This is a genomic window from Psittacicella hinzii, from assembly GCF_003585885.1.
Lineage (GTDB): Bacteria > Pseudomonadota > Gammaproteobacteria > Enterobacterales > Psittacicellaceae > Psittacicella.
Window position 1 is genome coordinate 1 of record NZ_NRHC01000090.1, and the last position, 13,080, is coordinate 13,080.

Consider the following 13,080-nt stretch of genomic DNA (forward strand, 5'->3'; position numbering starts at 1 on the left):
TTACATTTATAAGTAAATTTGTAAATTAAACAAGGTAAAGCTATATAAATTATACCATTTTTTTCGATTTTAACAAGTTTAGCACTTTCTAGAATGAAATACGGGAGGTATAAACCTCCCATATTTTTCTGTTAGCGCTTACTTTGCATGCTATTGATATACTCATAAGCACGAAGTTTTGCTATCTCACGTTTAAGTTTAGCAGCAACAAGCTCCATATCTTCACCTGACGCATTAGATAGTTTAGATTCAGCGATCTCTTTAGCTTTAAGGATACGATCCTTATCAAGCTCATGAGCGTGAATAGCTACATCTGCAAGAATAGTAACTATATTAGGCTGAACTTCAACAAAACCGCCAGATGTATACATTACTTTTGCTTCACCGTCAACATTAAAGCTAACAATACCTGGTTTTAAGCGTGTAAGTAATTGGGTATGTCTTGGATAAATACCAAGTTCCCCAGCTTCACCAGTGATATTAACGTGATCCACAAAGCCTCTGTACATAATTTGATCTTGGCTAACAATAACAAGTTCAATTGTACTTGTTGACATATCTACCTCTGCTAGCTTAATAAATTAGACGTACACTAAATTCTAGTTAGCAAGGGTTTTAGCTTTTTCAACAACTTCATCAATAGTACCTTGCATATAGAATGCTTGTTCTGGGATGTCGTCGTATAATCCTTCTAGAATTCCTTTGAAACCACGGATAGTTTCTTTTAATGGAACGTATTTACCTGCAGAACCTGTGAATACTTCAGCAACGAAGAAAGGTTGAGATAAGAAACGTTCAATTTTACGTGCACGAGCAACTGTTTGTTTATCTTCTTCAGATAACTCATCCATACCTAAGATCGCAATAATATCTTTTAATTCAGTATATTTTTGCAGAGTATGTTGTACCGCTGTCGCAACATTATAGTGTTCTGCACCGATAACGTTTGGATCTAACTGACGAGATGTTGAAGATAATGGGTCAACCGCAGGATAAATACCTAAAGAAGCGATTTGACGAGATAATACAACAGTAGCGTCTAAGTGAGCGAACGTAGTAGCAGGAGACGGGTCAGTAATATCATCTGCAGGTACATATACAGCCTGTACAGATGTAATTGAACCTTTTTTAGTTGAAGTGATACGTTCTTGTAGTACACCCATCTCTTCTGCAAGTGTTGGTTGGTAACCTACAGCTGAAGGCATACGACCTAAAAGCGCAGAAACCTCTGTACCTGCAAGAGTATAACGATAAATGTTATCGATGAATAATAGTACATCAGAACCTTCATCACGGAAACGTTCAGCAATTGAAAGACCTGTTAATGCAACACGTAAACGGTTGCCTGGTGGTTCATTCATTTGACCGTATACTAGTGATACTTTATCAAGAACGTTTGATTCTCTCATTTCATGATAGAAGTCATTACCTTCACGAGTACGTTCACCCACACCTGTAAATACAGAGTAACCTGAGTGCTCAATCGCAATGTTACGGATTAACTCCATCATGTTAACAGTTTTACCTACACCGGCACCACCGAATAAACCTACTTTACCACCCTTAGCAAATGGACAGATTAAGTCAATTACTTTGATACCAGTTTCAAGTAAGTCTGTAGAAGCTGATTGCTCTTCATAGCTAGGAGCTTTTTGGTGGATAGAACGTAGTTCATCAGTATTAATTGGACCTGCTTCATCAACAGGCTCACCTAATACGTTCATAATACGTCCTAGTGTACCTTTACCTACTGGAACAGAAATAGGAGCTCCAGTGTTTACAACGTCTAAACCACGGCGTAAACCTTCAGTCAGACCCATGGCGATACAACGTACTACACCACCACCGATTTGCTGTTCAACTTCAAGAACAAAGCGGTGATCTAGACCTTGAACTTCAAGAGCGTCATAAATTTTAGGAACAGAATCTAGTGGGAACTCCACGTCAATAACCGCACCTACAATTTCAACAATTTTACCTAAAGACATTGGTAAACCTCATAAATGTTAAACTGCCGCTGCACCAGCAACAATTTCGTTAAGTTCGTTTGTAATACTAGTTTGACGAGCTTTATTGTATACAAGAGTAAGCTCATCAATAAGTTTAGAAGCATTATCTGTAGCAGCTTTCATAGCGATCATACGAGCTGCTTGTTCACATGCTAAAGTTTCTAATAAGCGAGTATGAACGATATTGTGCACATAACGGCTAATTAGATCCTTAAGTAATTCATCAGCATCATCATTATCGTAGATGTAGTCCCAGTTAGAGTCTGAAGCTAAGTGGTCAACATCTTCTGGTAATGTAGGTAGTGGTAAGTACTGCTCGCGACGTGGCTGTTGTGTCATAGTATTGATATATTTATTACTAAATAACTCAACTAGATCATATGTGCCATCTAAAAAGTCTTGAACAATACCTTGAGCAAAACCTAAAGTTAACTCAGCGTTAGGTTTATCACCTAGATTAGTTACTGAGTAAGCAATGTGATAATGAATACTTTGGAAGAACGCTAAAGCTTTACCACCAATTACTGCAACATCAACCTTTATGCCTTGTTTATTAAATTCATCAAGGCTTGATAAAACTCGTTTAAAAAGGTTGATATTTAGACCGCCACATAAACCGCGATCTGTTGAAACGACAACAAAAAGCGCTTTTTTAACAGGACGTTCTTTAATAAATGGGTTATTTGCATTAGGTTTTGATTTAGCAATGTGACTAATAACACGTTTTAATGCAGAGGTATATGGTTTACTATGTGCCATAGCTTCTTGGGCATGACGCATTTTTGAAGTAGCAACCATTTCCATTGCAGAGGTAATCTTTTGCGTAGATTCAATACTAGCAATTTTACCTCGTATTTCTTTTGTATTAGCCATACTTATCCTCAGAAATTAGATTGTTAGATACAGAGTTTATTATTTTAGAGTTAAAGGACTCTTAGATTGAAACTCTTTTACTAAGCGGTCTACTTCTGAGATAGTAGCTTCATCCCAAGCACCTGATTTGTTTAGTTTAGCCATAAATTCAGGAGCTGCAGAATTACAATAACGAACTAATTCATCAGAGTATTCTAATAACTGATCAACTTCAACTTCTTTAATGAAGTTCTTCTCAATTGCGTAAAGAATTACAGTTTGATCAGCTACAGACTTAGGTTTATATTGTTTTTGTTTTAGTAATTCTGTAACTTTACGACCGTGTTCTAACTGCGCACGAGTAGCATCATCTAAGTCTGAAGCAAATTGTGCGAAAGCAGCAAGTTCACGATATTGAGCTAGTGATGTACGGATACCACCTGAAAGTTTTTTAATAGCTTTAGTTTGAGCAGCACCACCAACACGAGAAACAGAAATACCTGGGTTTACCGCTGGACGGATACCAGAGTTAAATAAACTTGTCTCTAAGAAGATTTGTCCATCGGTAATTGAAATTACGTTTGTAGGAACGAACGCAGAAACGTCACCAGCTTGAGTTTCGATAATAGGTAAAGCTGTTAATGAACCAGTCTTACCTTTCACTTCACCTTTTGTGAACTCTTCAACATATTTTTCGCTTACACGAGCAGCACGCTCAAGTAATCTTGAGTGTAAGTAGAAGATATCACCAGGGAAAGCTTCACGACCAGGTGGACGTCTTAAAAGTAGTGAAATTTGACGGTATGCTACAGCTTGTTTTGATAAATCATCATAAACAATTAAAGCATCTTCACCGCGGTCACGGAAGTACTCACCCATAGTACAACCAGAGTAAGGTGATAAGTATTGTAAAGCAGCTGATTCAGATGCTGAAGCTACCACGATAATAGTGTTTTCTAAAGCACCGTGCTCTTCTAATTTAGCTACTACGTTAGCAATAGTTGAGTTTTTCTGACCGATAGCAACATAGATACATTTAACACCAGAATCTTTTTGGTTGATAATTGTATCAATTGCTAAAGCTGTTTTACCTGTTTGACGGTCACCGATAATTAACTCACGCTGACCACGACCGATCGGGATCATTGAGTCAACTGCTAGGTAACCAGTTTGTAATGGAGTATCAACTGATTTACGATCGATAACCCCAGGAGCGATAACTTCGATTGGATCGAAACGCTCAGCTTTGATTTCACCTTTACCATCAATAGGTTGACCGATAGCATTAACTACACGACCTAATAAGGCGTCACCAACTGGAACTGATAATAAACGACCAGTGCTATGTACTTCGATACCTTCTTTAAGGTCTGCATAGTCACCTAGTACCACCGCACCAACAGAATCACGTTCAAGGTTTAAAGCTAGAGCATAACGATCATTAGGTAAAGCAATTAGCTCCCCTTGCATTACATTTTTTAAACCGTTAATACGTAAGATTCCATCGCTTACAGAGATTACAGTACCAGAATTTTGTAAATCATTTTGTGTTTTAAAATGAGCAATTTTGCTCTTAATAATTTCACTGATTTCAACAGCAGAAAGAGATGACATATAAATTATCCTTAACTACTTATTTACAAAATTTCAGTAAATATTTGTAATAAGAAATTAGTTAACACACAATTTACTGAACAAACTATTTAGTTAATTGTGCACTTAAATTTTCTAAAGTTTTGCGACCTGAGCAATCAATTGAAAAGTTTTCAGATTTAATAATAATTCCTGAAAGGATTGAAGGGTCAATTTCAACTTTTAATTTAACTGCGCGCCCAGTTTTAACTGCGACACTTTGTCCAATTTGTTTTAATTGTTCTTCATTTAGTTCCTTAGCAGAAACTACAGTTACAGGTGTTGGAAGATCATAATTTTCTCTTAATTTAATGAAAAAATCATAAATTCCAGGTAAGTAACCGAAACGTAAATGCTCTTCAACTGTACTTAAAAAATTGCTAACTTCTTGAGTATTTAATTCAGCAGGTAAAACATTTAAAACAAAGTTTTTAATTTCTGCTTGGTACTCAGAATGTTCAGTAAGAAGCTCTTTTGCGACATCAGTTTCCATAATAACTTTTAGAGATAATAGAACATTTTCCCAAAAGTTTAATGCAGACGTTTTGTCGCTTTGTTCTAGCGCATAGTCAAATACAGCGGTTGCATAAGGTCGAGATACTGTTGTAACGTTTTCCATAATATTTTTCTCTAAATTAATATAAACAATTGTTTAGTTATAGTTTACTTAGAGCGTTATCAATAATATCTTGATTATCTTTAGCATTTAACTCACGTTGTACGATTTTTTCAGCAATAGCAATAGCTAAAGCACCAACTTCAGCACGAAGTTCTTGTTGTACACGAGATTTTTCAAGAGCAAGGTTCTTATTAGTTTGCTCAATTAATTGTTCAGCTCTAGACGCTGCTTGTTCATGAGCTTGTTCAATAATTTGAGTTGCTTGTTTTTCTGCTTCAGTTAAAATTTCTTTAGCTTTAACTTTAGCTTTACTAATTTCAAGATCAGCGCGATTCTTTTCAGAATTAATTTCTTCTCTTAATTTAGAAGCTGAATTAATAGAATCTTCTATTTCTTGTTGACGTTTAGTAATAGCGTTTGAAATTGGTGGCCAAACAAATTTATAACAGAAAAGAACAAACACTAGAAATGCTACAGATTGCCCAATGAGGGTTGCATTAATATCCATTGTTTCTCCTTTAGAAATAGGACAAGGACTTCGTTGTTATATTTAAATTACAAATTTGCTTAGCTATTAGATTACACCGAATGAGTATAGGATACCGAAAGCTAATGCGATCATTGGTACCGCATCCACTAGACCTAACACTAGGAAGAATTGAGTACGTACTGTAGGAATTAATTCTGGTTGACGTGCACAAGCTTCAATATATTTAGAACCTAAGATACCTAAACCTAAAGCAGCACCGATAGATGAACCTGTAAAAATAATAGCTGCAGCTAAAGCTTTGTATGCGACTAAAGTTGTATTAGCGTCCATATATTTAAATATTCCTTAACTTTGAAAAATTAAAACAAAATACTAGTAATGAAACTAGAGACTGGTTATTAAGATTAATTACAATATCTTAGTGTTCTTCATCTTTATTCCAAGCTTTAGATAAGTAAACAATTGTTAACATCATAAAGATATAAGCTTGTAATGTGATTACTAAAATATGTAATAGGGCCCAAACAAAACTTAATGGTAATGCAAAGATACCAAAAATAATCCCAGCACCGTACATAGCTGCTATTAAGATGAAAATAATTTCACCAGCAAACATATTACCGAAAAGTCGTAGAGATAATGATAAGAACTCAGCGAAGAATCCTAAGATCTCTAAGAATAAGTTAACTGGGATTAATAGCACACCTGGAAGTGGGTGAAGAGCAAAGTTTTTATAGTAACCTAAGCCTTTTGATTTGAAACCGGTAATGATAATGATAATAAAGATAGCGGTTACCATACCAAAAGTAACATTCGCGTCAGCCGTTGGAAGAGGTCTGAAATGAATGTTAGGGTCACCAGCAATTAGACCAACTAATCTTGGGATCCAGTCAACAGGAATTAAATCCACTAGGTTCATTGCAAAAATCCATAGGAAAGCTACACCCGCAAGAGGAGCAAAAAACTTCACATCAGCGTTTACGATAAAGCTTTTTGCTGAACCGTTAACCCAATCGATAAAGAGTTCAACTGCAACCTGAAATTTTGTAGGTTTATAGATGTTTACTTTACGTGCTTGGTAAAACAGTATTGATGCAAGAAATAGACCTAAAACAAATGAAACTAATAGTGAGTCTAAGTTAATCGACCAAAAGCCGTCACCAACATGTAGATACTTTAAATGGTGGTCAAGGTATTGGTTGAAAGTTAGTTCACTTCCGTTGCCAGATGACATAAGTCGTCCTCAATTATTTCTAATTGTTAATAAAGAAGCTTTATAAAAATTTTTATAAAGCTTAGTAGTGTTTTTTTCTAAAATTATCCTTGAAAAATATATTTTATTATGTAAGAAGTCAAGAATAAGAATTTAGCAAAAAACTTTAGTTAATTATATCATTCTTTTTAGATTTTATCTTGTTTTAGTGAAAAAATGGACTTTAGTTTACTGGTATAAGTTTGTGATAAATAGGAGAAAGTTGTAAATGAATAGGTCGGTGAAAAGTTGTATAAAATTGTTTTTATTTGGTATAACCTTTATAGTTATCCTTATTTATCAATTAAATAGTGTTTAACATTTTTTAAAAATTTAAAAAAATATAACTAAATTTTTTAAATTTGAGTAAAAAGTTACAATTTACAAAGGGGAATTAAGAAAGAATTTTAGTCTTCTTCTTGTAAGGTGTTAATAAACAATATAAAAAAGCGTAAATTTTAAACCTGAGTACTTTTGTATATTTTTCGAGCATGAAAGCATAAGGAGGGAAATTAAGAGAGTTAAATGGAGAAGTGTTATAATTGAGTTATCCTAACTAATAATCAAAGAGGTAAGGAGGTTTTTATGTTGCACGCATTTTTTTAGAACGAAGAGAATGAAATTCCTGAGTATATTTACTCTAATAGGATTTTTGCTTAGTCTAATAATTGTAGGCTTTAATCTCTACCGTATGCATGCTATTCATAATAGAATAGAGCATAAAGTAAAAGTTACAGAAATATCAGTTGAAGATCAAACAAATCTATTTTTGTTTCGTTCATATGAATATCAGGTACAAGGGCTTTTAAACACCCCTTTAGTATCAGATGATGAATTAAAAAAATACCAAGAGCTACTGTGTCAAAATCTAGGAAAAGTTGAGCTTTCAAATAATTGCTTTATTTTTCTCCAGAACCTTTTAACTTCACAAGCTAGAGATTTTGGAGAAGTTGCGAATTCGATTTTTGCTTTCTTGAACAATTCTGTGACATATCCAAATCTAGCACTAGAATTCTCTCAAAATATTAGAAGAGAGGTAGCTTCTACCCCCAAAGCTAGATATGTCATTTTACTGCTCCTATTTAAAGAAGTAGAGAATAGTCTAAACTTTTTTAGAAACGAGTTGTTTTCGTTAGAAAGTAAAGTCCACAAAGTTAAATTTTCAAATACTCCCCAACAAATAAATCAAGAAAATTTTATTTCTCCTTATTTTAGGATAGGAACACGAATTGATAGGTTGCAACCTGTGGGAGAGGGTATACTAAACTCTCCTTGGTTTACAAATTTTAACTTCTCCGATAAAGCTAAAGAAGTTTCATTGAAGAATGTAGACATTCTTTATACAAATTTTCAGCACTTACTTAATTTTTATTTAGACCAAGATATTTCCTCAAGTTATTTAGTCAGCCATGATAAAAGTATTGATTTTTCTAAGATCGAGAGGTATCTATTACAGAAGATGATATTGATACACTTAGGTATACTAAGTGACATTTTGGATTATTTTGTAACCAATAAAGATAGTTATCAATTGATTGAACAACGTTTAATTCAAGGTATAACTTTTAGTTGGCAAGATCCTGAATTGATCAGCGGTAGAATCAATAAAATCAGTAAGTGGTTTGACTTTTTAAAAGATAAATTAAACTAAATAGAAGCCCTTATAAATGAATAATACTTACATTGAAAGTGCGATTAGAACTCTAAATATAGAGTTAGAGCAAATTAAAAATTTAGAGAAGACAATTAAATCTTCAGAATTTAGTAAAGCCTGCGATTTAATAAATGAATGTAAAGGTAAGCTAATTTGTATGGGGATTGGTAAATCTGGGCATATTGCTAAAAAGATTGCAGCAAGCTTTGCTTCCACTGGGACCAGTGCTTTCTTTGTCCATCCTTGTGAAGCAGGGCATGGTGATGCTGGCATGATAGAAAAAGGAGACGTAGTCTTATATGTTTCTAACTCTGGTGAAGCTTATGAGTTTAATAGCCTATTACCATATTTAGAAAGTAAAGAAGTTAAAGTTATAGGGATAACTAATAATCCAAGATCTACCTTGGCTAAATATAGTGAAGTATATTTAACTTTAAATGTTAATAAGGAAGCTTGTCCGTTAAACTTAGCTCCAACAGCCTCATCTACAAATACATTAGTGCTTGGTGATTGCTTGGTTGTATCTTTAATCGATAAAAAACAATTATCAGCGGGGCAGTTTGCTTCATCACACCCTTTTGGAGTTTTAGGTAAAAGATTGTTAGTAACAAATGAGAATCTTCTAAAAAGTGGTAATGATCTTCCTCTCGTACTTAAAGAGCAGATGATAAGCGAATGCCTTGTAGAGATGTCTAAAAAAAATCTTGGTTGTGTAATAGTTGTTGATAATTTAGATCCTGACAATTGCAAATGCTTAGGTATATTTACAGATGGGGATTTAAGAAGAGCCATTACTAATCACTTTGATATCTACACCACCCCAATGAGTGAAGTAATGACCTCTAATTTTACTTCAGGTAAATTGGATGACTTGGCTTACCATACGCTACAGTTGATGGAGAAAAAGCGAATTACAGTTTTACCAATTACAGATGAGCAAGGAAAATTATTGGGTGTAGTAAATTACTTGGCTTTACTTAATTCAGGCATCAGCTAATCTTATAGAGTAGATCGTTTTAGGATATAATAAGCGTTATGTAAACGTGTTTTTAATTTTAGGGAGTTATATGTTAGATTATCGCCAATATGCCAAAGATAAATTACATTTATTTAAAGGTATCAAATTATTAGTCCTTGATAATGATGGAGTAATGACTCCTGGACAAGTGCACTATTACGATAACCAAACATCTGTTGGAGTAACTTATAGCGTCTTAGATGGTTATGCTATCGCGCGTTCTAAAAAGTATGGTTTACATATTGCAATTATCTCAGGTCGCCAAAATAAAGCTTTAGAGTACCGTGCTCAAGTTTTAAAAGTCGATGAAAATGATTTCTACGTAGGTGTTGAAGATAAAGGTAAATTTCTTCAAGAGCTAATGAATAAATATTCTTTAAAAGCTGAAGAAGTTGCATTTGTTGGAGATGACTTCATAGATATTTCTGCATTCAAAGTTGCAGGTTTACCAATCACAGTTCCGAATAGACATCCAATTGTTGATAGATATGCTAAATATACAACCTTAAATCAAGGGGGATTAGGCGCTATTCGTGAAGTATGTGATTTAATTATTTTAGCTAATAACGTTGATTCCGATATGCGTGATGAGTTATTAAAATTTTGGAATGAAGTGGAATAATAGCTAATGTTTCTGCAAAAAAGAATACTTTTTGTGACTATTCTTTTAGCTATTGCAATTGGATATTACTCTCTTTTTTGGAAAGATGAAGAGAGTAATTCCAATGTTGTAGCTGGAGACCAGCCACAAATGGAATTAACAAATGCTGTTTTAGTAGCATTTAATCCTTTAGGTAAAAGTGAATATACTCTATTAAGTGAGTACACAGAAAAAGAAGTAGATAGTAATACATTTAACTTTAAAAATGTTTTAGTGTATTCCTTAGATCAACAAAATATCTCTAACTCTATTTTTATGAGTACTTCCTCCTCAACTCTTGAAAATAAAGTTATAACATTTCCGGAGCATATGAAAATATTTACTCTAGGAAACCCAAATTTTTTAAGAGCAGATATTTTAAATTCTACTCTTGAACTAGATAGTTATATCCTTTCTAGTCAAAGTCCTATAGTTATTTTTGGACAATCATTTACAACTAAAGCTGACGGATTTAAATTCTACCTCAAAGATAACCGTTACACTTTAGATGGTAATGTTGAAACAGAATATAATTTTTAATTTAGAAAAGTGAAGGTTTAATGTATAAATTTATTAGCCTAATTTTACTTTTGGTAGGTAGCTTAACTTTTAGTTATGCAAATTCAACAAGTAATAATACAGTTTCAATTCAATCAAATAACCAAGAATTAGAGCAACTTGGTGATGGTAATTTAAGATCTGTTTTTGTTGGTAATGTTGTAGTTATATACAATAAAACAACAACGATTAGAGCTGACCGCGTAGTTGCTTCAAATATAAATGGTAAAAGAACTATAGTAGCTACAGGCAATAACGTAGTTTTAACAAATCAACAGCGAGAATTTAGATTAGATTGTCGTGAATTAACTTTTGACGTAAATAGTGGTGTAGTAACAGCTATAAATGGAACAGCTGTTCTGCAAACTAACAATATTTCTGGTAACGTGTTAATTTATAACGTTAATACGGGAAATATAACAGCGAAAGGTAGTAGTTCTACACAGGTTAAAACTATTTTAAATAGTTCAAGCTCTTCAAATAAATAAAGTAATAGAGTTTTTAAATGTTACAACATAAGTTATCTGTAAGAAATATAGCTAAATCATACAAAAGACCTGTCGTTAAAGATGTTAGCTTAGAAGTAAATTCAGGTGAAATAGTAGTATTACTTGGTCCTAATGGAGCTGGTAAGACTACAACGTTCTACACTATAGTAGGGTTAGTGGAACAGGATGAAGGCGATATTTTTGTAGATGATCAATGTATAACTAACTTTCCTATTTATAAAAGAGCGGAGTTAGGAATTGGTTATCTTCCTCAAGAGGTTAGTATTTTTAGACAGTTAACTGTAAGAGAAAATATTTACGCTGTTTTAGAGTTAAGAAAAGATTTAACTAAAAAACAAAGAGACAGAGTTTTAGAAGAACTTTTAGAACAGTTTCATATTTCTCACATCTCTGAATCTATAGGTCAGGCATTGTCAGGTGGGGAAAAAAGAAGGGTTGAAATTGCTCGTGCCTTAGCTGCTAATCCTAAATTTATCTTATTAGATGAACCTTTTGCAGGGGTTGACCCTATTTCAGTAGAAGATATTAAGAATAATATAACAGCTTTAAAGGATCTAGGGATAGGAATTCTAATCACAGACCATAATGTAAAGGCAACCTTAGAAATCTGTGATCGCGCTTATATTATTGGTGAAGGACATGTTATAGCTTCGGGTACACCTGAAGAAGTAAAAGAAAATGAAAGAGTGCAAGAGTTATATATTCCTAAAGATTACTTATAATTTATTATGCAATGGTCTCTTTCTGAAATTTTAAAAAGTTCGTTTTCTATATTTTTTAATAGAAAAGGTACTGTAAAAAATACAAAATCTAGCAATCAAACAAGAGATAAGGTAGAAACTTTACCATGTGTAAAGAAGCTAGTTATCACTTTAGATAAAAACTTTACTACCAAAAATAGTCTCTACACTTTGCAGAATCAGGTAACAACTTATACCGTTTCTTACCAACTTAAAAATCGTAAATTTCAGTATGAGAAGAAACCTCTAAACACTGACTTAAATCTTTATAGATGGTTAGAGGTTTCAAGCGGTTTTTTTGTTAATAAAGTAAATTACTCTTTTGTAGTCGTAAAGCACTTTTATGCTAAAAAAGAAATTTCCTTTACATTACTAGATGAAAGTGTTTTACAGAAAAAAATTGATAGAAATTTTTTAAGAAGGTATCTTTCTACAGTAATCCAAACTGATATAGAAAAGTCAGACAAATTAGCAGATAATTTTGAAGTTTCTCCAGCTTTAGCTGCCGCTAGATTTTTCCACAATACCAATGCGATTAAAGAATTAGAACTTCCACTAGCTGAAGTAACTTTATCAACAGATTTAGATACAGCTTCTAAATTTTTAGATGATGTAAAACATAACTATGCAAATTTAATAACTTTGATTAGTCCTCAAAATATACATTTAGATTTAAAGGCGCAAAGAATTAAATCCTTGGTTATAGATGTTATAGGTAGAGAGCTTCCCCAAGCAACAACAGATGAAGTAAATAAAATACTATCAGATGTTTTAGCAAGGGATAGACAAGGAAGTCAGTATATTGGTGATCAAGCTGTATTTTTAAGGGTAGTCACTGAAAAAGTGGCATATAGTAAAATGCATTTTGTAGGACTAAAAACCCCTTGCGTATACAATTACAATCTCAACTTAAAAGCTAAGTTTATTTATTTACTTTTTATTAATCCGAATGATTTAGATGAAATTCAATCAAGTCTAGGGGATATTTTTAATAAGTTAAATACGCACGTTTCCAGCTTAGTAAAAACAGGTGTTTCTACTGATGAAGAAGAAGTGTGGAAATCCTTGGCTTTGTTAGATTGGCTAAAAACAAAAAAGAATTCTTAG

The 13,080-nt window shown here is 33.2% G+C and carries 15 protein-coding genes; 7 read left to right on the forward strand and 8 right to left on the reverse strand.

The features are described from left to right. Positions 1–131: 131 nt before the first annotated feature. The 8 genes from atpC to atpB form a co-directional block, all read right to left on the reverse strand. Complete coding sequence (gene atpC / locus CKF54_RS06550; RefSeq protein ID WP_119525560.1) at positions 132–557, reverse strand: ATP synthase F1 subunit epsilon; 426 nt, start codon at positions 555–557, stop codon at positions 132–134. 42 nt (positions 558–599) lie between these two features. Further along, the gene (atpD, locus tag CKF54_RS06555; protein ID WP_119525561.1) at positions 600–1,988 is read right to left on the reverse strand and encodes a F0F1 ATP synthase subunit beta; all 1,389 of its coding nucleotides are present in this window, start codon (positions 1,986–1,988) and stop codon (positions 600–602) included. Positions 1,989–2,006: 18 nt separating this feature from the next. Next, positions 2,007–2,882 carry a F0F1 ATP synthase subunit gamma gene (gene atpG / locus CKF54_RS06560; RefSeq protein WP_119525562.1) on the reverse strand — a complete coding sequence of 292 codons (876 nt, stop codon included), beginning with the start codon at positions 2,880–2,882 and terminating at the stop codon, positions 2,007–2,009. A 39-nt stretch (positions 2,883–2,921) separates the two neighbouring features. Next, positions 2,922–4,475 (reverse strand): F0F1 ATP synthase subunit alpha, encoded by a 1,554-nt coding sequence (atpA, locus tag CKF54_RS06565; protein WP_119525563.1) that lies wholly within the window; start codon positions 4,473–4,475, stop codon positions 2,922–2,924. Between the two features lie 85 nt (positions 4,476–4,560). Beyond that, positions 4,561–5,112, reverse strand: coding sequence for a F0F1 ATP synthase subunit delta (locus CKF54_RS06570; RefSeq protein WP_119525564.1), 552 nt, complete (start codon positions 5,110–5,112; stop codon positions 4,561–4,563). 37 nt (positions 5,113–5,149) lie between these two features. Beyond that, the gene (locus tag CKF54_RS06575) at positions 5,150–5,620 is read right to left on the reverse strand and encodes a F0F1 ATP synthase subunit B (RefSeq protein ID WP_119525565.1); all 471 of its coding nucleotides are present in this window, start codon (positions 5,618–5,620) and stop codon (positions 5,150–5,152) included. A gap of 66 nt (positions 5,621–5,686) precedes the next feature. Further along, positions 5,687–5,932, reverse strand: coding sequence for a F0F1 ATP synthase subunit C (atpE, locus tag CKF54_RS06580; RefSeq protein WP_119525566.1), 246 nt, complete (start codon positions 5,930–5,932; stop codon positions 5,687–5,689). Between the two features lie 88 nt (positions 5,933–6,020). Continuing rightward, a complete protein-coding gene (gene atpB, locus CKF54_RS06585) occupies positions 6,021–6,836 on the reverse strand; it encodes a F0F1 ATP synthase subunit A (protein ID WP_119525567.1) in 816 nt (271 codons plus the stop codon). A 709-nt stretch (positions 6,837–7,545) separates the two neighbouring features. On the opposite strand from atpB, the gene CKF54_RS06590 reads away from it, so the two are divergent. The 7 genes from CKF54_RS06590 to CKF54_RS06620 all read left to right on the forward strand — a co-directional run bounded on the left by CKF54_RS06590 (position 7,546) and on the right by CKF54_RS06620 (position 13,080). Continuing rightward, positions 7,546–8,505, forward strand: a complete 960-nt coding sequence (locus tag CKF54_RS06590) for a hypothetical protein (protein ID WP_147396832.1) — start codon at positions 7,546–7,548, stop codon at positions 8,503–8,505. A gap of 16 nt (positions 8,506–8,521) precedes the next feature. After that, the gene (locus CKF54_RS06595; RefSeq protein ID WP_119525569.1) at positions 8,522–9,505 is read left to right on the forward strand and encodes an SIS domain-containing protein; all 984 of its coding nucleotides are present in this window, start codon (positions 8,522–8,524) and stop codon (positions 9,503–9,505) included. A 70-nt stretch (positions 9,506–9,575) separates the two neighbouring features. Next, complete coding sequence (locus tag CKF54_RS06600) at positions 9,576–10,148, forward strand: KdsC family phosphatase (RefSeq protein WP_119525570.1); 573 nt, start codon at positions 9,576–9,578, stop codon at positions 10,146–10,148. Positions 10,149–10,154: 6 nt separating this feature from the next. Further along, positions 10,155–10,706 carry an LPS export ABC transporter periplasmic protein LptC gene (gene lptC / locus CKF54_RS06605; RefSeq protein ID WP_119525571.1) on the forward strand — a complete coding sequence of 184 codons (552 nt, stop codon included), beginning with the start codon at positions 10,155–10,157 and terminating at the stop codon, positions 10,704–10,706. Between the two features lie 20 nt (positions 10,707–10,726). Further along, positions 10,727–11,212 (forward strand): LptA/OstA family protein, encoded by a 486-nt coding sequence (locus CKF54_RS06610; RefSeq protein ID WP_119525572.1) that lies wholly within the window; start codon positions 10,727–10,729, stop codon positions 11,210–11,212. A 17-nt stretch (positions 11,213–11,229) separates the two neighbouring features. Then, a complete protein-coding gene (gene lptB, locus CKF54_RS06615) occupies positions 11,230–11,955 on the forward strand; it encodes an LPS export ABC transporter ATP-binding protein (protein ID WP_119525573.1) in 726 nt (241 codons plus the stop codon). Positions 11,956–11,961: 6 nt separating this feature from the next. Further along, positions 11,962–13,080: a PTS sugar transporter subunit IIA gene (locus CKF54_RS06620; protein WP_119525574.1), complete on the forward strand. Its 1,119-nt coding sequence runs from the start codon at positions 11,962–11,964 to the stop codon at positions 13,078–13,080.

What these genes read in the sequence shown, in the direction of transcription:
- lptB (WP_119525573.1), top strand. Translation starts at nt 11,230, where the DNA reads ATGTTACAACATAAGTTATCTGTAAGAAATATAGCTAAATCATACAAA.
- CKF54_RS06575 (WP_119525565.1), bottom strand. Translation starts at nt 5,620, where the DNA reads ATGGATATTAATGCAACCCTCATTGGGCAATCTGTAGCATTTCTAGTG.
- CKF54_RS06620 (WP_119525574.1), top strand. Translation starts at nt 11,962, where the DNA reads ATGCAATGGTCTCTTTCTGAAATTTTAAAAAGTTCGTTTTCTATATTT.
- CKF54_RS06590 (WP_147396832.1), top strand. Translation starts at nt 7,546, where the DNA reads ATGCATGCTATTCATAATAGAATAGAGCATAAAGTAAAAGTTACAGAA.
- CKF54_RS06610 (WP_119525572.1), top strand. Translation starts at nt 10,727, where the DNA reads ATGTATAAATTTATTAGCCTAATTTTACTTTTGGTAGGTAGCTTAACT.
- lptC (WP_119525571.1), top strand. Translation starts at nt 10,155, where the DNA reads ATGTTTCTGCAAAAAAGAATACTTTTTGTGACTATTCTTTTAGCTATT.
- atpA (WP_119525563.1), bottom strand. Translation starts at nt 4,475, where the DNA reads ATGTCATCTCTTTCTGCTGTTGAAATCAGTGAAATTATTAAGAGCAAA.
- atpG (WP_119525562.1), bottom strand. Translation starts at nt 2,882, where the DNA reads ATGGCTAATACAAAAGAAATACGAGGTAAAATTGCTAGTATTGAATCT.
- atpD (WP_119525561.1), bottom strand. Translation starts at nt 1,988, where the DNA reads ATGTCTTTAGGTAAAATTGTTGAAATTGTAGGTGCGGTTATTGACGTG.
- atpC (WP_119525560.1), bottom strand. Translation starts at nt 557, where the DNA reads ATGTCAACAAGTACAATTGAACTTGTTATTGTTAGCCAAGATCAAATT.
- CKF54_RS06595 (WP_119525569.1), top strand. Translation starts at nt 8,522, where the DNA reads ATGAATAATACTTACATTGAAAGTGCGATTAGAACTCTAAATATAGAG.
- CKF54_RS06600 (WP_119525570.1), top strand. Translation starts at nt 9,576, where the DNA reads ATGTTAGATTATCGCCAATATGCCAAAGATAAATTACATTTATTTAAA.
- CKF54_RS06570 (WP_119525564.1), bottom strand. Translation starts at nt 5,112, where the DNA reads ATGGAAAACGTTACAACAGTATCTCGACCTTATGCAACCGCTGTATTT.
- atpB (WP_119525567.1), bottom strand. Translation starts at nt 6,836, where the DNA reads ATGTCATCTGGCAACGGAAGTGAACTAACTTTCAACCAATACCTTGAC.
- atpE (WP_119525566.1), bottom strand. Translation starts at nt 5,932, where the DNA reads ATGGACGCTAATACAACTTTAGTCGCATACAAAGCTTTAGCTGCAGCT.